A 20,711-nucleotide genomic window follows, 5' to 3' on the forward strand; every position below is an offset into this window, starting at 1 on the left:
ACAAAATGGTTAATTTTTGATTATTGCTGTTATTTAATTTCTTAGTGCCTCACCGGTAACAGTGCCCGATCTTTTGCGGCTTGTTTTTTAGGGTCGATATATTGATTATCGGTACTGGTACCATCAGTAATGTTGCGCATATCGATGTTTTCTACATAAGTCCAGCGACCATCTTTTAATTTATAGCCGTCATAACTCAGGTCGGGGCCAAAGGTTTCAGGTTTATCCTTGCTCCGGCCGTCGGGAGCCGAAAGATGATCAAATACAATAATGTTTTGCTCGGGTACAAACCTTAACAGCATAGATACCTGCCGGGCGTATTCAAATATTACCCTGTTGCGGGTTTTGCTGTTACCATTAAATACTGGCATCCCAAACTGCGGTACGCCATTGTTAAACGAAATTACATCGATCACTTTTTTCGTCGATTTTACCGTATTGCCTTTCCAGCCTAATAATACATAATAAGGTTTGGGGCCATAAACAGGCATTATCTTATAGTATTGAGCGCCGTACCATTTATGACTATCGGTTACCGAATCTTCAGGGTTTTTCAATAATGGTGAATAATCCTCAAGCGGAAACATTTTAAGCGGGCCGCCGGTATTTATTTGCACCGTGCCGTAAAAACGGTAGCTGCCATCAAGGTTCATCACATGCCAGCTCAGGATGCGGAAGCGGTTGTCGGGCGAGTTAATAATACTGACACTCTTAACCGAATCAAACGGAAACAGGAAGGAATTGTTGATCTTTAACGCCTGTACCAATATTTTAATGAATTGGTAATTGGCATTTTTACGCTCCATATCGTTCTCATCATTTACAATCTTTTTGCCCAGGTGGGTAAGACTATCCTGGTATTCGTTAAGTTTTTTGAGCCTTGTACCTTCGTCATGGTATTGCGCAAAAGTTTGCATGCAAAGCAGTATGGAGAAGATAGTAAGAAGGATTTTTTTTGTCACTATTTTAATTTAATTAGTTGAGCTTTTTTTTATGTCTTTGCGAGATGGCTTTGCAAGTTTCTTTGTATAGAATGAGATTGTTTCGTTTCTTATAATGACGTAATAGTAGACCGTTGGTTAGCGTTGTATTTTATAATCTATTTTATAAATACGGGCGTTGCCTGAGGCCCGGGCTTTCCGTTACAAGTCCTCGCGTTGCATGCCCGCGACCCAACCCGCGCTGTGGGCTTTTCACTGCAATCCCTAACGCGCCCCACGCGCAACATCACTAAAATACATTTTGCTTATAATGACGTTACTTATAAAGTACTAACGTAAATTTTCGATAACCATTGCGCTGGCACCGCCACCTCCGTTACAGATACCGGCAGCGCCGTATTTGCCGTTGTTTTGCTTTAATACGTGTAAAAGGGTAACAATGATTCGTGCACCCGAAGCGCCGAGAGGGTGGCCTAATGAAACAGCACCGCCGTTAACGTTTACTTTTTCCGGGTCGAGGTTCAAAAGCTGGTTGTTGGCTATTGATACTACAGAGAAGGCTTCATTGATCTCAAAGAAGTCGATATCGGAGTTTTGCAGGCCCGCCCTGTGCAGTGCCAGCGGAATGGCTTTTGACGGTGCGGTAGTAAACCATTCGGGCGCCTGCTGTGCATCGGCGTAGGAAACCACCTTAGCCAATGGGGTTATACCGAGTTCATCCGCTTTTTCGCGGCTCATAAGCACTACAGCTGCGGCACCATCATTCAGGGTCGAGGCGTTGGCGGCCGTAACCGTACCATCTTTTTTAAATACGGGTTTTAATGAGGGGATCTTGTCAAACTTAACTGTTTTGGGTTCCTCATCTTCAGTAAACATGGTGATATCGCCTTTTTTGTCTTTAAGGCCAACCGGGGTAATTTCGTCTTTAAATTTACCGTCTGCCTGTGCTTTTTGGGCGCGCTGGTATGATAATATGGCATATGCATCCTGTTCCTCCCGGCTGATGTTGCAGTCGGTAGCGCAAAGCTCGGCTGCTGAGCCCATATGATAGTCGTTGTAAACGTCCCAAAGACCGTCTTTTACCAAACCGTCGATGATTTGCCCATTACCTAAACGGTAACCGTTGCGGGCCTTATCCAGGTAATAGGGTACGTTGCTCATGCTTTCCATGCCGCCGGCAACAACAATATCGTTTTGCCCTATGGCTATGCTTTGGGCGGCTAACATAATGGCTTTCATACCCGATGCACAAACTTTATTAACGGTTGTTGCGGGCAAATAGGGGAGCCCGGCAAAAATAGCTGCCTGTGTTGCCGGCGCCTGCCCAACATTGGCCGACATTACATTGCCCATATAAATTTCCTGAACCTGATCGGGCCGTAACCCCGCTTTTTCAACTGCCGATTTGATGACTGCCGCGCCCAGCTGTGTGGCGCCGATAGCAGCCAGGCTGCCTCCAAAACTACCTATAGGTGTGCGTGTAGCCGCTACTATTACTACTTCTTTCATGTGTCCCTCATTAAAATTGGTGGCCAAATTTAGTGATTTGGATGAAAGAAAATACTATGCATGCATAATAAAATTAGTTGAGCAAGAGATTAGAGGTTGGAGGTTAGAGATTAGGGTTTTCGCTTATCCGAACCAGAATTAAAAGACTTAAGAATCTGGCATTTTGTCCATTTATATAATGGGTATTCAACTAATCTCTAACCTCCAACCTCTGATCACTCTTCTTCTTTTTTCTTTTTAACTCCTTTTTTCCTCGCATGCAGGGCTTGTTGCATGAGGTATTCGATCTGGCCGTTGGTGCTCCTGAATTCTTCGGCTGCCCAGCTTTCAATCTCCTTCAGCATGTCGGGATTAATACGTAATACAAATGCTTTCTTTTCGGCCATATCAACTTGCGGCCGCTGCCTGGGCCTGTTTTAACAAAACTAAATTTATGCCCAGTAACGCCAGCAAAGGCAGTTCTGGTATTTTTTTGATCATGTCGAGGTCCATTTTTACAATAAATGGCTTTTTCCGGCTCCATATTTTGGTTTCTACATTCAGGATATCGCCCAATTGCTCATTTACCCAGGTGCAGGTGCGTGAAAGGACCTTTTTATTATAAAAAGTAGCCACGAGCCCATTGTTTAAATTGAGCGTTATCTTACTGCTCCAGATCTCTGGTGTCACCAAACCTGTTTCTATGCCATCGGGTTGCTCAATAACAAGTTTTCGGCCTATCCAGTTCTTGCGTTTTACTACCCAGTCTCCATTTGCTGTTTCGAGTAAGCAAGTGCGTTTTAAAGCTCCGGTATAGGTAAGCTTCCCATAGCTAAACTGCCCGTCGGTAAGTTCGTACCATGGTCGCCAAAAACCATGCCTCAATACTGGTAATTCCGACACGCGGAGTTGGTCAAAGCTTCTGAATTGGTCCATGGTATTAATGGTATAAAGTACCGGTATTAACAACAGGGTTAACGGCTTTATCGCCGCAAAGTACAACCAGTAGATTGCTTACCATGGCTGCCTTGCGTTCCTCGTCAAGTTCAACTATGTTTTTTTCGGATAGCTTGTTCAGTGCCATTTCAACCATGCCAACGGCACCTTCAACTATCAGCTTACGGGCGGCTATTATGGCCGATGCCTGCTGTACCTGCAGCATGGAATGGGCAATTTCAGGAGCGTAGGCCAAATGGGAGATGCGGGCTTCTAATACCTCAATGCCGGCGCGGTCAAGCCTTTCGTTCAACTCCTTCTCCAACATTGAGCTTACCTGTTCGGCGCCACCGCGTAGAGTAATGGCTGCAGTTTCATCCTCCAGGTTATCATAAGGGAAAGAGTTGGCCAGGTGCCTTACTGCAGCTTCGCTCTGGATATTTACATATTGAATGTAATTTTCAACCGCAAATACGGCAGCGGCGGTATCTTTTATCTGCCATACTATAACCGCTGCGATTTCAATAGGGTTGCCAATGCTATCGTTTACTTTCAGTTGTTGGCCGTTAAGGTTAAAGGCTCTTAATGATACTTTTCTTTTTACGGTGAAAGGGTTCACCCAAAAAAAGCCATCTTTTTTTACAGTACCCAGGTACTTGCCGAAAAGGGTAAGCACTTTTGATTCGTTAGGATTAACGACAACAAGTCCCGGGAGCAGAAAAACGAAGCCGATGATAGCTAACATAGCGCCAATAGGTTCTTCACCCGCCCAAAAGCAAAGGGCAGCTATTACCAGTAATGCAAGGAATACAATAAGCACAGCAAAGCCGGATGGCGGGTTGATGGTTTTTTCAGGATTCATGATTTAGTTTGATTTTAAAATGATATCATAAAGATATCAAATTTATTTTTACAAAAGCAAGAAAAACTGCATATAACAGAAACTTATATTATTTTTGACAGGTTAATCATTTAAATGGCAAAACTATCCACTTCGCGCCAAAAGGCTTTACTGCGCAAATACGCCCGTAATGTTAAGTTTTTGATGATGCTGATTAGTATCGTGCTTATTGTTTACTTTTTACCGAAGCAGGCAAAATTTAGCTACGAGCACGAAAAGGGGAGGATCTGGAACCAGAAAGACCTGGTATCGCCCTATAATTTCGCCATATTAAAAACACCTCAGGAAATCATGGCCGATCAGAAATCGGCCCTGGAAAGTATTACGCCTATATACCAGCTGGATGCCGCCATGCAAAACCAGCAGATTGATGGTTTTAAGGCCGACCTGGAAATTAAATGGCATAATGCCGGTATCAATGACAAACTCAAGTCGAAGTACATTGCTGTGGGTACCGATTTATTGACCGAAATTTACCATACAGGGGTTTTTAAACCCAATGCCAAATATCAGCAAAGCTCCGAAAATTACCCCATACGGATCCTGGATAAGAATGTGGCCACTGATAAAAACACCAGTGAGCTGTTTACCAAAGAAAAAGCGCAGGCTTATTGTGATAAGGTATTGAGCAGGCACACAGATTTAGATAAAGCCTTCCTGCTCGATGTGATCAGTAACCGCCTCCAAAATAATCTTGCCTATGATAATAATCTTACTTCAAGGCTGGAGAAGGAAGTTATAGATGGCCTTTCGGTAACACGCGGAATGGTACAAAAAGGAGAAGTGATAGTTTACAAAGGCTCGGTAGTTAATGATGATGTTTATCAAAAACTTGAGTCATTTAAAAAAGCCTTTGAGGATAACGCCCGTGTTAACGGTAACAGGAACTTAGTGCTCTTGGGGCAATTTTTCCTGGTGGCTATAGCTATATCGCTGCTCATGATTTTCCTGTATCTTTTCCGTAAGGATATTTACGCCGATAACAGGTTGGTAAGTTTAATATTATTGGTAATTACTACCATGCTGGCCACTTTATCGCTGGCTATAAAATTGCAGTTTCCTACTAATTTATACTATATCCCTTATTGCATAGTACCCATCATCATTCGCATATTGTTTGATACCCGTTTGGCACTTAACATCCATTTATTGGTGGTGCTGATAGCAGGATTTTTTGTGCCCAATAGCTTTGAGTTTGCCTATTATGAGATTACGGCCGGCATGGTATCAATTTATAGCATTAAAAACCTGGTACGGAGAGAGCAGTTCCTGATCTCGGCAGTGATTATCATTTTTACTTATTTCGTAGCATTTTTAGGGATTACCTTTATCCGAGAAGGCGACTTCCTGAACATCGACTGGATGGACTTTTTGCCGTTTGTAGTTAGCGTACTGCTTACCCTGCTGGCTTACCCGCTTATTTATTTGTTCGAGAAGGTTTTTGCCATCACTTCCGAAATTACACTCATCGAACTAACCAATACCAATGCGCCATTGCTGCGCGAACTGGCTTTTAACGCACCGGGCACCTTTCAGCATTCGCTGCAGGTAGCCAACCTGGCCGAAAACGCTATTTATGCAGTTGGCGGCAACGCCTTGCTGGTTAGGGCGGGGGCGCTTTATCATGATATTGGCAAAATGGAGAACCCTTTGTTTTTTATCGAAAACCAAAGTTCGGGCTTTAACCCGCATGATAAACTGCCTTATGAAGAAAGTGCCCAAATCATTATCCGCCACGTGAGCAGGGGGATTGAAATGGCACGCAAGTCCAACCTGCCCGAGGTGGTGATTGATTTTATCCGTACCCATCATGGTAATACCCGCGTGGATTATTTTTACCAGTCGTCATTGAAAAATTTTCCGGAAAAATTCATTAACGAGAACATTTTTCGCTATCCCGGCCCCATTCCTTTTACCAAAGAAGGTGCCGTTTTAATGCTTGCAGACTCTGTTGAAGCCGCATCGCGCTCATTAAAAGAGCCCGATGAAGAATCCATCAGTGTACTGGTAGACCGTATTGTGAAATACAAGCTTGATCAAAACCAGTTGAAAGACAGTAATATAACTTTGAAAGATATAGAAACAATCAAGGCTATTTTTAAGCGCATGCTGATGAGTATTTATCATGTTAGGATAGATTATTAAAAAATGTAATTTTTTTTTGCGGGGATACTTGAATTACTATATTTGCAGTCCCTGAAAAAGGGATACAGTTAAAAAAACAAAACGGAGAGATGCCTGAGAGGCCGAAAGGAACAGTTTGCTAAACTGTCGTACTGGAAACGGTACCGAGGGTTCGAATCCCTCTCTCTCCGCCAGTTTCAATAACAAAGTGCATTAAAAGCCTGCAAATCAAATGATTGCAGGCTTTTGTTTTTGGGCTAAATGCCCATTTTATCCACCATTTCGCATATAAAAAGTGCGTTATTCGGTGAGTTAATTTTTGAAAATACTCACTCATCAATATCTACGTATCATTCTGGTAGTCAACCTGTTAAAAAGTTGAACATCTTGTACGGATCTGATTGCAAGCTTAATTTTGTTTCACTTTTTAATGTCAAAACATTATGAAAACTAACTTCAGCTTGCTTTTTTATTTAAAGAAGCCAAAAAACCATCAAAACGGCCTTGTGCCTATTTATTTGCGGATTACTGTTAATGGTAAACGGGCAGAAACCAGTACAGGCCGGGAATGTGAACCTACTCTATGGAACAGTACCGCAGGACGCTTTAAGGGAACTAAAGAAGAAATCAAATCTTTTAACGCCTACCTTGATAACCTGCAAGCCCAGGTGTACGAAGCGCATGGCCAATTAACCGAAACTGGCGGTATGGTTACTGCCGAAAGTTTAAAAAACAAGCTATTGGGTAAGAGCGAAAAATCCCGGATGCTTATCAGCTTGTTTAAAGACCACAATAAAAAGGTTTCGGCTTTGGTTGGTGATGAGTATGCTGCAGGGACATTGGAACGCTACGAAACCTCTTTAAGGCATACCCGGAGCTTTTTAGAATGGCAGTACAAAGTTTCGGATATAGACATTAAGCAGATTGACCATGATTTTATAACCAATTATGAATTTTATTTGCGATCCGAACGTAAGTGCGCCAACAACTCCGCTATCAAATACATTAAGAACTTTGGCAAGATCATCCGCATTTGTTTAGCAAGTGGCTGGCTTGATAAAGACCCTTTTGTAAATTACAAAGCCAAAGTTAAACGGGTTGACAGGATATTTTTAAACCGGGAAGAATTACAAGCCATAGCAGATAAAGTATTTCCAACCGAACGGCTCAACCAGGTGAGGGATATTTTTCTTTTCTGTTGCTTTACAGGATTGGCCTATGCCGATGTGAAAAAATTGAAGCCGGCTGAAATAGTAAAAGGCCTTGACGGGGAAATGTGGATATATACCAAACGAAAAAAAACAGACACACCAAGTCGTATTCCTTTACTGCCATCTGCGTTGAGTTTGTTAAAAAGGTATGCAGACCATCCGCTTTGTTGCAATACAGATAAGGCGCTGCCCGTATCTACCAATCAAAAAATGAATGCGTATTTGAAAGAGATTGCAGACGTTTGCGGCATCAATAAAATACTTACCTTTCATATTGCACGGCACACGTTCGCCACAACTGTAACGCTGTCTAATGGTGTACCTATTGAAAGCGTATCGAAAATGTTGGGCCATACTAATATCAAAACCACCCAGCACTATGCCAAGATTTTAGATTTAAAAGTGGGACAGGATATGGCATTGCTTAGGCAAAAGTTTGTTATTGATTAACCCAATTATCAGTTTTAGGCAGCTTGGTTTTTCATTCCTTATTCACTGCTACAGCGAAGATAGCCCACGCCGGGATAAAACGTCAAGGGTATATAAACCCCGATGATAGGATCGGGGCCCTTGACATTTTACCCGGCCTTGCGCTGTTGGTTGCTTAACGGTTGAATAAGGACTGGTTTGTTCAATCGGACGGCGTTTTGCACTGTTTATTTTGAAGGGCGAATACATTAAATTCTCAAAGTACAAACGCGGCAGCGGGGGAGCAAGCGGAAGTTGGGCTCTGCCCAACTTTGCTTGCCGTTTGCGCTGCAAACGGGGTTTTGAGTATACCCAAAGTATACTTTGCCCACCTCATTGTAGTTTAAAGGCCGTTTTTACCATGGTAGTGAGTATACTTTAAATTTGTAATTTGGAATATACCAAACTTTAGTCAGGCTTTGTTCACATAAAAAGCGCTACGAATTTCTATCCAGTCCGTCTATGTATCCCAATTCTTTCAAGCGGGATTTTAATTGCGCGTCAACTTTATTTTTAGCAGTATAAAACGCCAGAATTTTCAATTTTAATGGTAACGGTTGTTGAATAAACTTTTCAAAATCTATATCTGTCCTGTAGACCCTCAGTTGATGAAGTTCTGGAAGATTTTCGATACCAGTTAGAGAACCAAGCGTTTTACAGTTAAGAACCTTTATATCGGTCAAATTTGTAAATTCCTTGCCAAAATGAATTTTCGGCAAGCGAATATGGTCTTGAACTAATAATGTTTTTAACTTATGGAAGCGGTTTATGTTTTCTAAATCATTTAATCCTCTTATCCAAGTGAGATTTAAATTTTCAATGTTATTACCCTCAATCTCGTTGATATTATCTCTGCCTCCAAGTATGATGTTCAAAGTGTGCAGAACTGGCAATTCGTTTACAAATGATAACGGAACTTTTGATATGCCGTTTAAGTTGAGATGTTCTAATCTTTTTAAAGAGCCTATCGCTTCTATATTCTTGGTGTGACCCGCAACAATTAAATAATCCAAATTTTTGTAGCTGGACAAATAATCCAAGTTTAAAGCCTTTGTTTTGGTGTCCAAAATGTACAATCTGTTTAAGTTTTGGAAATTCTTAGCACTTAGTATATCTGTTTCTTTGAGCTCGAATACGCCTATCCCTAATTTTTTCAGGTTTTTTTAAATAAGTAATGCTTTCTAAATTATGAGCTTGCCTTAAGCAGTCAATACTCAATGATTTTACTTCCGGTATCTGGTCAACAATACTACAATCAAATGAGCTGCTATAATGTCCATAAAACCGTATAGTGAGATTTTCATCATACTTGCCAGTCAGTTCATTGAGTTTTGACAAGATATGACTGTTATAGACTTCCGAAGAGAATTGTACAATTACTTCTTTATTTTCGTCCAGTAGTCTGCTAATAACATTTTCATCAATTACATCAGGGTCTTGAATTCTGTGCTGCTTTCTCATTAGCCTTGTTATGTTATAGATTAAGGTTTGTACAACAAAACTATCTTTTTTTTAATGATTCCAATTATTGACTGCTATTACATTTGCATGAGCGTTCAAATTGACTATATAGTTTGGCTAAAATCAAATCACCACAGTAGTAACGTGAAGCTTGTTTTATTAAAATAAGTCGCAATTGATGAATTTATAATTCGTATAGTAACGTCCATTGCAACCATCGGGAGCAATGGCAAGTTTGCCCCGAGCCGCAGGCATCGGGGGAGTTTTTGTGGTAACAAAAACACAAACTTGCTACTTATCGGCGGACTACTTTATAAAACCGGCATAGTCGTTCAGGTAATCTTCTGTTAAGCAACAAAAAGCGGAAGAAGACAGGGCTGTCAAGGGAACGTGGAATAAATGGCCAAGTGCGTGAAAGGCTTGTGGGTTTATGCCGCGAAAGCCCTTTACTGCCCTGGCTTCGCGGGCTACCTTTGCGGTTACAGATGATCACCATGATAAGTTACGATAAAATGTGTTACAAATCCAAAATTGCTATATTTGCACTATAAGATTTGCAATTAATCTGTACAAAAAAAGTGGTGAGTATTTCGGTGAGTAAGAAATAAAATCCATATAAAATATTGAATATCAGGTCGGTTTAAGAGGTAAACAAATCCCTCTCTCTCCGCTTCGCAAGAGGATCGCAAGTTGCGGTCCTTTTTTGTTGCTATAGGTCCCGTCATAAAAGCCGACACTGTTTACTTACATCCATTAAACGCTTACATTTGCACAAATGGAAGCTATAATATTTTGCGGAATTCAGGCGACAGGTAAAACTACTTTCTTTAAAGAGAGTTTTTTTAACACCCACATGCGTATTTCCTTAGACCAGCTAAACACAAGAAATAAAGAATTGAGGTTTATAGAAACTTGCATCCAAACATCCCATCCATTTGTAATAGATAACACTAATTCTTCCCTGGAAGAAAGAGCAAAATATATAACTATCGCGAAAGCAAATAACTTTAAAGTGATTGGATATTATTTTCAATCTAAGATAACTGATGCCATAAAGCGGAATAATCAACGTGTTGGTAAAGAAAATATCCCTGAAATTGGCATACGGGGAACTTTTAAGCGTCTTGTCTTACCGCAGATAGCAGAAGGTTTTGATGAACTTTATTATGTAGTAGCGGAAAATAATACATTTACAGTAAACAAATGGTTAGATGAAGTTTGATGATTTAGATGAAAAAATGAGGATATATGAGACCTCACAAGACCGCTGCGTACTCCCTGATATGTACATTGTAGCCAGAATTGATGGACGAAGTTTCACCAGACTTACAAAAGAAACACACAAATTCGAAGCACCTTTTGACGAAAAATTTCGGGACTTGATGGTTGAAACAGTAAAACACCTGATGAATTGCGGTTTCAATGTGATATATGGTTATACCGAAAGTGACGAAATATCACTGCTCCTGCACCCAAACGAAAATCTTTTTGGCCGAAAGACCAGAAAATACATTTCCATATTAGCAAGCGAAGCCAGCGCCAAATTCTCCGCATCGCTGGGCAGCGTGGCAGCTTTTGACTGCCGCCTCTCAGAGCTTCCCAATAGAAATTTAGTGGAAGATTATTTTAGATGGCGTAATGAAGATGCACACAGAAACGCCTTAAATGCACATTGTTACTGGCGGCTAAGACAAGATGGTTTTACCATGAATGAGGCAACTTCAAAAATCGAGGGGATGAGCATTGCTAATAAAAATGAATTATTATTTCAGTATGGCGTAAATTTCAACAATCTTCCCGCTTGGCAAAAAAGAGGAATAGGTTTGTATTGGAAGGATTTAAAAAAGGAAGGATTTAATCCGAAGACCGATGAACACGTGTTAATTAACCGACGTACACTTTATATAAACATGGAATTGCCCATGCGGGATGAATACAATAAATTTATACATGATCTGGTAGACAAGTACTAAAAGCAGGACTGAGTTTACACTTTCTTAATACTTTTTACAACCTCCAAAATCCCTTCCAGGTGTTCTAACAGGTTTCCACCCGCTGATATTGATTTGTATCTGTTAAAAAATTTTAAATCAAATGGTTAAATGATTTTGCTTTATGTCAAATACTCAAAGTTGCCATCAATTCGCATCATAAAGGAGATCTGGAAAAACCATTTTTGATTCATCCCTCTTCACCAATTTCATTTACATTCTTAACTATTTGATTTTGATAACTAAAGGTGGCCAAAACCAAATTGGCCAACAGGGTCAATATGTTGTGGTTTATCCATTATCGATAGAATTCTAAAAAACCGATTTACAAATGGTGTAAACGCTATGTGCAGTCATATACAATTTAGTACCATTATTTTACTCTTGTTGTTTCTTTAAAAACATACTTATAATTTGGTTATGTAATCTAAATATCAGTCACTTTTGTATCGGCATCATTTGATTTTCGATAAGAGGTTAGTACATATTAACGTGCTCTGTTAATTGCTATTTACCTGGGCTGATATAACCGATTTAAATTAAGTAAATAAATTTTAAACCAATCATGATTGAACAGGGCTCTTACCTAAAATCGAAAATTTATGATTTAATGAACCTGATGATTAACGACGAAAGCGGGTTGTTTGAAGTAGGCGATTTGGATGGTTACATTGATAAGTTAATTGAAAAAGCATGTATCATAACTATTATGGCACAAGATGCTTTACAGGGTTTTTTGGCTTATTATGCCAACGATTATGAAAATAAAGTTGGGTTTATTTCCATGCTGATCATCGATCCTTCTACAAAACGGATGGGGTATGGCCGAAGGCTTGTTGAATTTGCATTAAAAGATTTAACAATGAAGGGGTTTGAAAAATGTCGTACCGAGGTGAATGCTGACAACATTAAAGCAGTAAATATTTGTAAAAGGTTAGGCTTTACGTATGTGGGCTGTAATAATATATACATCGTGTTTGAAAAACAGCTATAGTTCCCTCAAACAATCCTGATCTATTTGCCTTGGAAATTTAGTTGTTACTTTCATTTCGAAACGTTTTTTAAAACGTAGAAAAGCGGCTCTTTGATATTATAACTGAAAGGGCCAAAATCAAAAAAGGCATTTCCAATAAGCAGGTCGGGCTTTCCATCACCGTTTATATCACCGGCATCAAGAGTTACCGCGCGTTCAAACTTTGTATCGGCAGGAAATGCATATGGGACAAAGTTTAAGTTGCCGGTGTTTTTTAGATATACAAAGCCTTCTTCGGGTTGCTTTGCATCGGTAAAAAGGCTGATTGTTGCAAGATCAACTTCTCCGTCACTATCAAAATCCTTAGCGATGGCTTTATAGCAGCCGTTTATCGGATAAAAATATCGCTGTTTATAATTGTCTTTTCCATCGTTCAAAAAAATGTAGATACCATGGTATGGTTTTAATACCAGCGTTGCATTCCCGTTATCGCCGCAGGTGTAAACTATGTCTTTATACCCGTCATGGTTCATGTCAACCATTTCAAAGTAGGACGACCCATAAATTGGCGGAAACCTTAAAATTTCCTTTGACTCAAATTTGCCGCTCCCTTTGTTTTCGAAATGGAAAATCCCTTCTTCTCCCTGTGCAAAAAGCACGTACAGGCCAGGTAATTTTTTATCCTTATAATCAATATATGCTTTTATGGCTCCGGGTAAATTACTTATTACATGTTTGGTAAAAGCGCCGGTACCCAAATTTTCCATCCAACAGAGCTCGCCCGTTATACTCCCAAATTCACAAATAACATAGTCGGTTTTGTTGTCATTATTTAAATCGGCCGCCAGTATTTGAACCGGGCGACCAAGCTTATTGAATACAGGCTGAAATGCTAATTGCATTTTGCCTTCGGCGGAAATGGTTAATGGGGTTATAGTCCCCAGTTTATCGCTGTTGGCACCTAATTCATTGCCTATGGTGCAAATCATGGTATTGCCATGGTCGAAAAGCATATCAACCACAGGGCCGGTTGTTGATACCGAATCGATGATATTTAATTGACCTGATAAAAGATAAAGCTTTTTTGTTTGCCCGTTGGCAATAAAAACACGAGCGGGCTTAGCGCTGTTGTCAATTCTTACATAGCAGCCCAGCACCTGTTTGCCGTCAAATGATTGCTGTGATTTTTGGATGTTAAAAAAGGGGAGTTCCCGTTTAATAGCCATGGGCCTGTTTTGTGCAGGTAAGGCGATAGGGGCGGTGTTCATGTAATAATCGATAATATCTTGCCATTGTTCCTCATTTAATGCGGGCTTGTCGGGCACAATCAAATCGTCGCCCTTAATTGTCCCTACGTATGACTCACCTCTGTGGGCTTTAATGCCCATACGTAAACCCATTTGCGGAAATACATTTTTCCATTTAAACCTGTTAAGCAACGCTGGTTCGGGCAGCATATGGCACGAGCGGCAATATTGTTGTGATAATATCTTACCCCTGGCAATGCTTTGAAGGGTTGCCGTCGGGTAATCGGTACGTAGATCTGTACCGGCATTATCCTGTTTGTTTTCAGAGAAATGCCATATTGAATAAACTACCAAAACGGTTATGACCAAAACAATCGAACCAACAATTACAACTTTGCGATTTTTTGCAGGACGGTGACTATCAGGTTTATTATTCATGAATATTTTAAAAGGCAGTTAATATACAAAAGCTAAAAGCAGAATGCACAAAGCTTAAAGCTAAAAAATATTAATCGGTGAGAGTTGTCTTTAAATACATAACCCCTGGACATTTGCCCCGGGGTTATGTAAAATCAAGGTATTAATCTTTTAGTATCCTGGGTTTTGTACCAGTTTTTTATTCTTGTCAATTTCCGCTTGCGGAATTGGCATCCAGTTTTGCCGCTCGAAGAAGGTATTGGTGAATATCTTGACCGTGGTGTACGTTAGCCCTGACCCACCGGCTTCGATCTTCATTCCATATTCCGGCGTGGTAAGCACACCGTTTGTGCCGGTAGTTATCAGCCATCGGCGAATATCAAACCATCGCTTATCTTCAAAAGCCAACTCGATACGCCGTTCGCGACGAATATATACACGCATTTGATCCTTGGTTAAGCCGGCTTTTACGGCAGGCAATGCAGATCTCGCCCTTACTTTATTAACCGCGTCATAAACCGATGCATCTGGCCCAACCGCTTCATTTTGCGCTTCAGCATAGCTTAACAGCACTTCCGCGTAACGGAAAATAATGTAATTGGCAAAGCTTGGCGCCAGGTTGATACTGGTTTGCCCGGTGATGCTTTCATCCAGTGTTTTACGGGCGTAATAGCCGGTATTGGTGATATCGCTTGACGAGCCAAGGTCTATCTGGTTACTGCCGCCTATTCGCGTTTTTATTATATCTCCCTGCCATGCTGCACCATCATATAAGATTGACTGATAGAAACGCTGCTCACGATGGGCGTAAGGGGCTTGAGGATTATAGCCAGAAGCCGCATCTGTAATAGGCAACCCATTATCCATCGAATAATCATCAATCAGGCCCTGTGTTGGAGCAAGGTTTCCCCATGACTGCTGAACACCATTCACGTATACCGGGCCCAGATAACCTTCCCGGTGACTGCCCTTTGCAGGCCCGGTTGCATAACCGCGGGCAAAAATGGTTTCAATATTCCAGTTGTTTGCCGATAAAAACTGGTCGGCATAAGAAGTAGCCGAAGTGTTGAACAGGCTATAAGTACCCATATCCATCACTGATTTGTTGGTAGCCGCTGCTTTACTCCATTTCCCTGCGTCATTGGCTGTGTTTACCAGCGGACTGGCTGCAAAAAGCTCTACCCAGCCCTTAAGTGTTAATGCGGCGCCTTTTGTGGCTCTCCCGGTTTGTGCTGCTTTTGTAGGTAAAACAGCGGCAGCAGCGTCACAATCAGCCTCAATAAAGGCAACAGTCTCATCAATAGTGCCCCGGGCAGTAAAAATATCAGTTCCGTTCCGGTTATCAAGCGGTACGGTAATAATAGGCACCCCTCCGTAAGCTGTGAACAACAGGGAGTAGAAGTAAGCTCTTAGAAACGTAACCTCCGCAACGCGCTGCTTGTACCAATCGTCGGTATACTTCGCTTTATTTAAAGCCGCCTGTTGTAGAAATACATTGCATTTTCGTATTTTGCTATAGTTACCTTCCCATGACCACATACCGCCGGGGCCGGTTGGTACGTTACTTGGGCCAATGGAACCCGCCCTTACAGTTGCCTGACCGTTTTCCCAGGCTGCCCCGCAAAAACTGTTATCGGCATATTGTTCTGTTAGCTGATAGTCATTGTTGACGTCGGGGATTTGATTATATATGTCATTTACAAAAAGATCTGCATTACTTTGCGAACTGAATGTAGCTACATCAGTTAGAAATGCTTTATTTGTCACATTTAAAGAATCATCTTTTTTACATCCACTGATACTTACAACAAGCAAAGCAAGTAAAAAAAGCTCTCTGTATTTTTTAAAAATCTGTTTCATCGCTTTCTTATTTTAGTTAGAATGTGGCATTTAAACCTAATGAAAATACACGCTGTTGATAGTAGTTGGTGTTATTGCCACTATTTTCCGGGTCAATAATTTCCTTTACATGAGGTAAATGGTTAATGACATTTTGCCCTGCAACGTAAATTCTTATAGACTGGATCTTATTCCGCAACAGCTTGTTTGACAGTGTGTAGCCAACTTCAAAGCTCTTTAACCTGATGTAGGAATCATTTCTGACAAACCAGGACGAAGTTTGCGTGTTATTTGATGTTGGTGTGCCGGTAACCCTTGGGTATAAAGCATTTGGGGTTGATGGCGTCCAGTGGTCGTCATACACCAACTGAGAGGCCGAACCGGATGCGTTGAAAGGAAAAGCAAAATAGTTGCTGATAACAATGTTGCTGTTACCCGAACCCTGGAATAAAACATCAAGATCAAAGTTTTTGAACGTTAACCTAGGTTCTAAACCATAGATGATCTCTGGCGTATTAGGATGGCCTATTACAGTTTGGTCGTTAGCATCGATCTTGCCGTCTGGTTTTCCGTCAGGTCCGCTTAAATCAGCATATTCAATATCGCCTGCCTTAACAGGTCCGAAAGAAGGAACTGGTAAACCAGCTTTGAGTGATCCATCTGCGTTAAAATCCGTTGTTTTGAAATAACCCAACGCCTGGTATCCAAATATGGTATTTAAAGGCCTGCCTGTTATTCTCCTGTTTGGATTGTTCGCTGTTGCGTTTGTCTCATAAACTTGTAATAGTTTATTCCTGGCAAAGGTGAAAGTACCTGTAACATCTAACCGCAGGTCTTTTGAGAAGCTATGGGAGCTTTGCAGTGTCAGATCGATACCGTGATTACTCATGATGCCGCCGTTTACAAGCCCTACGCCGAGGCCGTATTCACCGGGTAATGTATTCCCAATGCTTACAAGCATATTGCCCCTTTTTTCATAGAAGTAATCGGCTTCAATGCTTAGTAAACCTTTCCATAACGTAGCTTCAAATCCAATATCTGTTTTAGTCGCTTTTTCCCAGCCGATATTAGGATTGCCCTGCAATGCCTCGTTGATTCCCTGTGTTGCACTGCCATTAATAACAGCGGAGTTTGCATAAGGGTTATAAGGGTTTAGATACTGGTAAGTTTGAATATTGTTATTAGTTCTTGGATAGGCCCCCGATTTACCCCAGGAAGCCCTAAGTTTTAAGTTATCAAGCCAGAGAATATTGTCTTTAATGAATTTTTCTTCGGACAGTCGCCAGCCGGCAGAAAAAGCAGGGAAAAAGCCATAACGATGGCCTGGAGCAAACAGGTAGCTTCCATCATATCTGCCCGTTGCTTCAAACAGGTATTTTTTATCGTATGAGTAGCCTACTCTGTACACATAACCAATTTGTTTTTGACCGCTTGATCGACCAAAGTTAGTTGCATCCGCAGCTGCCGGACCGCCAAAATCCAATTCATCAATATCAAGGTTGTAGTTATATTTAGTGGCTCCAAATGTTTGATACTTTACGCGGCGGCTTTCAAAAACGCCTAAAGCGGTAATATCGCTTTTGCCAAATGAACCTGCATAAGATAACAAGCCCTGAATGGTCAATGTGTGGTTTTGGCTGTAATTTTCTGAAAATGTAGCCTTTGAGTTACCTTGTATCCCCTGTTTATAAGTGTAAGGGGTGGTAGTAACGTCAACATTATAGAAAGGTATAGGGGTAGTATAAATACGCTGGAACGAGGTTTGATTTCCTGTGAATAAAGGATCCGGCCCATTATCATAGCTGAGCACACCTTTCAAGCTTAAACCTTTGATAGGAAGCTTCTGGTCAATTGTAAACTGCGACAATACGGCCGTATTTTCATTGAATTGATAACCGCTGTGATAAATTTCGCCTATAAGCGACTGACCGATATAACCAGACCATAATCCGTTACTGTAATAAATAGGCGTTGTCGGCGCCTGGCGTTGTGCCTGCCCAATAATTGTGGCAGCACTTTGGGATGGAAAGTGCTGATCTTCTACATAACTGTTAACAGAGAGGGATACCGTTGTGGTTTTAGTGGCGTTTGCAGTTAAGTTTAACGAACCATTATATTTATCAAGATAGGTTGTGCTCCACATACCTGCCTGGTGAGTATATCCAAGGGCTGCAAAATACTTGATATCATCTGTACCTCCCGAAAGCGTTACATTGTGATAAGTGATTGGACGGTTTTTCTGGATAATTTGCTGCAAAGGATGGCCATCAGGATGACCATCAGGATCTGAGTGGTCTTTAAATTTTTGAATATCGTCTGCGGTGTATGCCGCTGGCTGGCCATCATTGGCATTGGCCTCATTACGCAGAAGCGCATATTCATATGAGCCAACAAATGTGGGTACTTTGGTCGGATTCTGGATACCATAGTAGCCGTTATAAGTTAAAGTCGGTTTGCCCGATTTGCCTTTTTTTGTTGTAACCAGGATTACGCCATTTGCGCCGGCCACACCATACGGGGCAACGGCGGCGGCGTCTTTCAATACAGAAAAGGTTTCTATGGTATTAGGGTCAAGGCGGCTGAAATCGCGTGGTACACCATCAACCACAAGCAACGGCGAACTACCACCATTGGATCCAATACCCCTGATCAGGATGTTTGAACCATCATAGCCTGGTTCACCACTGCTTTGGGTTATAATTAAACCCGATGCACGACCAACAAGGCTGTTGGTTAAGTTAACCACCGGTTTTTTTGCAATTTCGGTAGTTTGAATGGTTGACACGGCCGCGGTTGAAGATGTTTTCTTTTGGGTACCGTAACCTACCACGATAACCTCGTTCAGGTTCTTGGCGTTTACCTGCAGCCTGATGGTTACCGAGGTTTGTCCGTTAAGTGGAAACTCAGCCTGTTCGTAGCCTATATAGCTAACTATCAGTACAGCATTAGGATCGGCGTTAAGCGCGAAACTACCGTTTACATCGGTAACGGCACCTGTACTGGTTCCTTTGATTTTTACGGATGCGCCTATGATGGTTTCACCGGTGGTTTTGTCAATTACTTTACCTTTAATAGGTACAGCGGCGGTATATCGGTTAAGTTTTATTCCGCTGAAAGAGTTAAAGGCATTAGCTGCATAGCTGCTTGTTTGCATAGCTATCAGCAGGATCAGTGATAAAACTACTGACCCGGATTTTCTTCTCAAAGATATTTTATCAGGTAAAAAATATTGCATAATTGGGAGTGATTAGAATTTAAAACTTGGCATTTGTTAATGCGTCTGGATCATGGTCCGTTTTCCTTTTTAGTTTTTCTGTCTTGCCATTATTTTTTTATTTAGGTTATGAAATGAGTTAATAGAATAATTGTTAAAATAACAGTTTAAATTCAGGTCGAAATTCAGGCGGTAATCTCAAAGAACAATGGTAGCTTTCCGTTTTATGCCGGCGTTAATAATTGTAGCCTGGTGTTTCTTAAAACTTAAGAAGCTATATTATTGCACAACATCAGCAGGCAATTTTTTAACAAATAAAAAATCTGTACGAAAAAGCCGTATAATTTTTGCAGGGGATAACAAACAGTCTATGTTAATTGGTAGCCACAATTAAGTGCTATTTTTTTGCAAAAAAAGGGGGTAAAGCTGTAAAAAAAAGGGGATAAAATCCATTATATGCAACGTTTTTAAAATAAAACGGTCTTATGTCCCTGTTTTTGGTTAGGAATAATGTATATATGACAATTTTAAAAGGCAGCAAACAAAATGTACTGATCCAGCGCTTTATTTTTTTTGATACACCCTAACGTAATCAACTTCAAACCGTTTAGGGAATTTTGTAGCAGATGCGTCGCCACCGTTGTCGCTTCCTATTGCAAGGTTCAGCAATATATAATGAGGCTGCATAAAAGGGTTAAATTGAGTGCCGTCCTGATTAACAAGATCTTTTAGCTCGATACGATTGAGCAAGCTGTCATCAACATATAAACTTATAGCTGTGGCATCCCAATCCATACGCCAGGTATGAAATTTCTTACTCCAGTTAGCTTTGAAAGTATGGAGGGCTTTGGTGTTACTATACCATTTGGCTTTATAAGGGACCGCCGTACCACAGGCAATATTAGCCAAAAGCTTACTCTGGTAATATTCCATAATATCAATTTCTCCGTTGGCAGGCCAGGGCTTTTCTATACCTAAGGTCCAAAAAGCGGGCCATAGGCCGGCATCGGTACTTATACGGCCTCGCATAATGAACCGGCCGTATTGGAAGCTGTGCTTGCCCCTTGTGTTAATGCTTGATGAGGTATAATTTATAAATTGTCTTTTCTGTTTCCAGTTGGTACTGTTAGGTACGTACCCAGGATTTATCAGGTGTACCCTCTGCGCTTCGATTATCAATTTGCCGTGGCGGCAAATTGCATTTTGTTCCTGATACCATTGATCTTCATTATTCCGTACAAAACCGGATTCAAATGCCCAATTATCCGGATTGGGAGCACCGTATTTGTTAAACTCATCTGCCCAAACCAATTTATAGCCGCCCAGCGTATCCTGCTGACATTTACCGAGAACCGGAAGCGCTATAAGCAATATGGCAGTTATTATTTTAGTAATCATGATAACGAAATAGTTATAAATCTTAAATGAGATTGTCGATTTTGTCAGAAACAAAGTAAGGCATAGTTTAAAGTATAAAAGAGGGACATAACTATAAATTAA

16 protein-coding genes and 1 tRNA gene are annotated in these 20,711 nt (G+C 41.0%); 6 read left to right on the plus strand and 11 right to left on the minus strand.

The features are described from left to right. Positions 1 to 41: 41 nt before the first annotated feature. The 5 genes from BLS28_RS01050 to BLS28_RS01070 form a co-directional block, all read right to left on the minus strand. A complete protein-coding gene (locus BLS28_RS01050) occupies positions 42 to 962 on the minus strand; it encodes a hypothetical protein (protein ID WP_143020665.1) in 921 nt (306 codons plus the stop codon). A 309-nt stretch (positions 963 to 1,271) separates the two neighbouring features. Then, complete coding sequence (locus BLS28_RS01055) at positions 1,272 to 2,450, minus strand: acetyl-CoA C-acyltransferase (protein ID WP_091162413.1); 1,179 nt, start codon at positions 2,448 to 2,450, stop codon at positions 1,272 to 1,274. A gap of 215 nt (positions 2,451 to 2,665) precedes the next feature. Continuing rightward, positions 2,666 to 2,836, minus strand: coding sequence for a type II toxin-antitoxin system antitoxin (locus BLS28_RS01060; protein ID WP_091162415.1), 171 nt, complete (start codon positions 2,834 to 2,836; stop codon positions 2,666 to 2,668). A gap of 1 nt (position 2,837) precedes the next feature. Then, on the minus strand, positions 2,838 to 3,365 hold the full coding sequence (locus tag BLS28_RS01065) for a hypothetical protein (RefSeq protein WP_143020666.1): 528 nt from the start codon (positions 3,363 to 3,365) through the stop codon (positions 2,838 to 2,840). Between the two features lie 4 nt (positions 3,366 to 3,369). Further along, the gene (locus tag BLS28_RS01070) at positions 3,370 to 4,227 is read right to left on the minus strand and encodes an SPFH domain-containing protein (protein WP_090526686.1); all 858 of its coding nucleotides are present in this window, start codon (positions 4,225 to 4,227) and stop codon (positions 3,370 to 3,372) included. Positions 4,228 to 4,341: 114 nt separating this feature from the next. On the opposite strand from BLS28_RS01070, the gene BLS28_RS01075 reads away from it, so the two are divergent. From BLS28_RS01075 to BLS28_RS01085, 3 genes are all read left to right on the plus strand, one after another. Further along, positions 4,342 to 6,411: an HD family phosphohydrolase gene (locus BLS28_RS01075; RefSeq protein WP_091162418.1), complete on the plus strand. Its 2,070-nt coding sequence runs from the start codon at positions 4,342 to 4,344 to the stop codon at positions 6,409 to 6,411. 83 nt (positions 6,412 to 6,494) lie between these two features. Further along, positions 6,495 to 6,584: transfer RNA gene (locus BLS28_RS01080), tRNA-Ser, on the plus strand. A 249-nt stretch (positions 6,585 to 6,833) separates the two neighbouring features. Next, on the plus strand, positions 6,834 to 8,051 hold the full coding sequence (locus tag BLS28_RS01085; RefSeq protein WP_091162420.1) for a site-specific integrase: 1,218 nt from the start codon (positions 6,834 to 6,836) through the stop codon (positions 8,049 to 8,051). Between the two features lie 455 nt (positions 8,052 to 8,506). Here BLS28_RS01085 and BLS28_RS01090 read toward each other — a convergent pair whose 3' ends face one another. Both BLS28_RS01090 and BLS28_RS01095 read right to left on the minus strand, forming a co-directional pair. Next, entirely contained in the window at positions 8,507 to 9,136 is a 630-nt protein-coding gene (locus BLS28_RS01090) for a hypothetical protein (protein ID WP_143020667.1), read from the minus strand. 31 nt (positions 9,137 to 9,167) lie between these two features. Further along, entirely contained in the window at positions 9,168 to 9,530 is a 363-nt protein-coding gene (locus tag BLS28_RS01095) for a hypothetical protein (RefSeq protein WP_091162424.1), read from the minus strand. A 775-nt stretch (positions 9,531 to 10,305) separates the two neighbouring features. Between BLS28_RS01095 and BLS28_RS01100 the strand changes: the two genes are divergently transcribed. The 3 genes from BLS28_RS01100 (at position 10,306) to BLS28_RS01110 (ending at position 12,515) form a co-directional block, all read left to right on the plus strand. Further along, positions 10,306 to 10,752, plus strand: coding sequence for an AAA family ATPase (locus BLS28_RS01100; protein WP_091162425.1), 447 nt, complete (start codon positions 10,306 to 10,308; stop codon positions 10,750 to 10,752). Beyond that, complete coding sequence (locus BLS28_RS01105) at positions 10,742 to 11,503, plus strand: tRNA(His) guanylyltransferase Thg1 family protein (protein ID WP_091162427.1); 762 nt, start codon at positions 10,742 to 10,744, stop codon at positions 11,501 to 11,503. The genes BLS28_RS01100 and BLS28_RS01105 overlap by 11 nt, the downstream gene beginning before the upstream one ends. A gap of 583 nt (positions 11,504 to 12,086) precedes the next feature. Continuing rightward, the gene (locus BLS28_RS01110; RefSeq protein ID WP_091162429.1) at positions 12,087 to 12,515 is read left to right on the plus strand and encodes a GNAT family N-acetyltransferase; all 429 of its coding nucleotides are present in this window, start codon (positions 12,087 to 12,089) and stop codon (positions 12,513 to 12,515) included. Positions 12,516 to 12,565: 50 nt separating this feature from the next. On the opposite strand, the gene BLS28_RS01115 is transcribed toward BLS28_RS01110, so the two are convergent. The 4 genes from BLS28_RS01115 to BLS28_RS01130 form a co-directional block, all read right to left on the minus strand. Continuing rightward, entirely contained in the window at positions 12,566 to 14,179 is a 1,614-nt protein-coding gene (locus BLS28_RS01115) for an FG-GAP repeat domain-containing protein (RefSeq protein ID WP_091162432.1), read from the minus strand. A gap of 150 nt (positions 14,180 to 14,329) precedes the next feature. After that, on the minus strand, positions 14,330 to 16,018 hold the full coding sequence (locus BLS28_RS01120; RefSeq protein WP_091162434.1) for a RagB/SusD family nutrient uptake outer membrane protein: 1,689 nt from the start codon (positions 16,016 to 16,018) through the stop codon (positions 14,330 to 14,332). Positions 16,019 to 16,034: 16 nt separating this feature from the next. Then, a complete protein-coding gene (locus tag BLS28_RS01125) occupies positions 16,035 to 19,202 on the minus strand; it encodes a SusC/RagA family TonB-linked outer membrane protein (protein ID WP_218134328.1) in 3,168 nt (1,055 codons plus the stop codon). Between the two features lie 573 nt (positions 19,203 to 19,775). After that, on the minus strand, positions 19,776 to 20,609 hold the full coding sequence (locus tag BLS28_RS01130; RefSeq protein ID WP_091162436.1) for a glycoside hydrolase family 16 protein: 834 nt from the start codon (positions 20,607 to 20,609) through the stop codon (positions 19,776 to 19,778). Positions 20,610 to 20,711 lie beyond the last annotated feature (102 nt).

Origin of the sequence: Mucilaginibacter gossypii, from assembly GCF_900100945.1 — a bacterium.
GTDB lineage: Bacteria > Bacteroidota > Bacteroidia > Sphingobacteriales > Sphingobacteriaceae > Mucilaginibacter > Mucilaginibacter gossypii.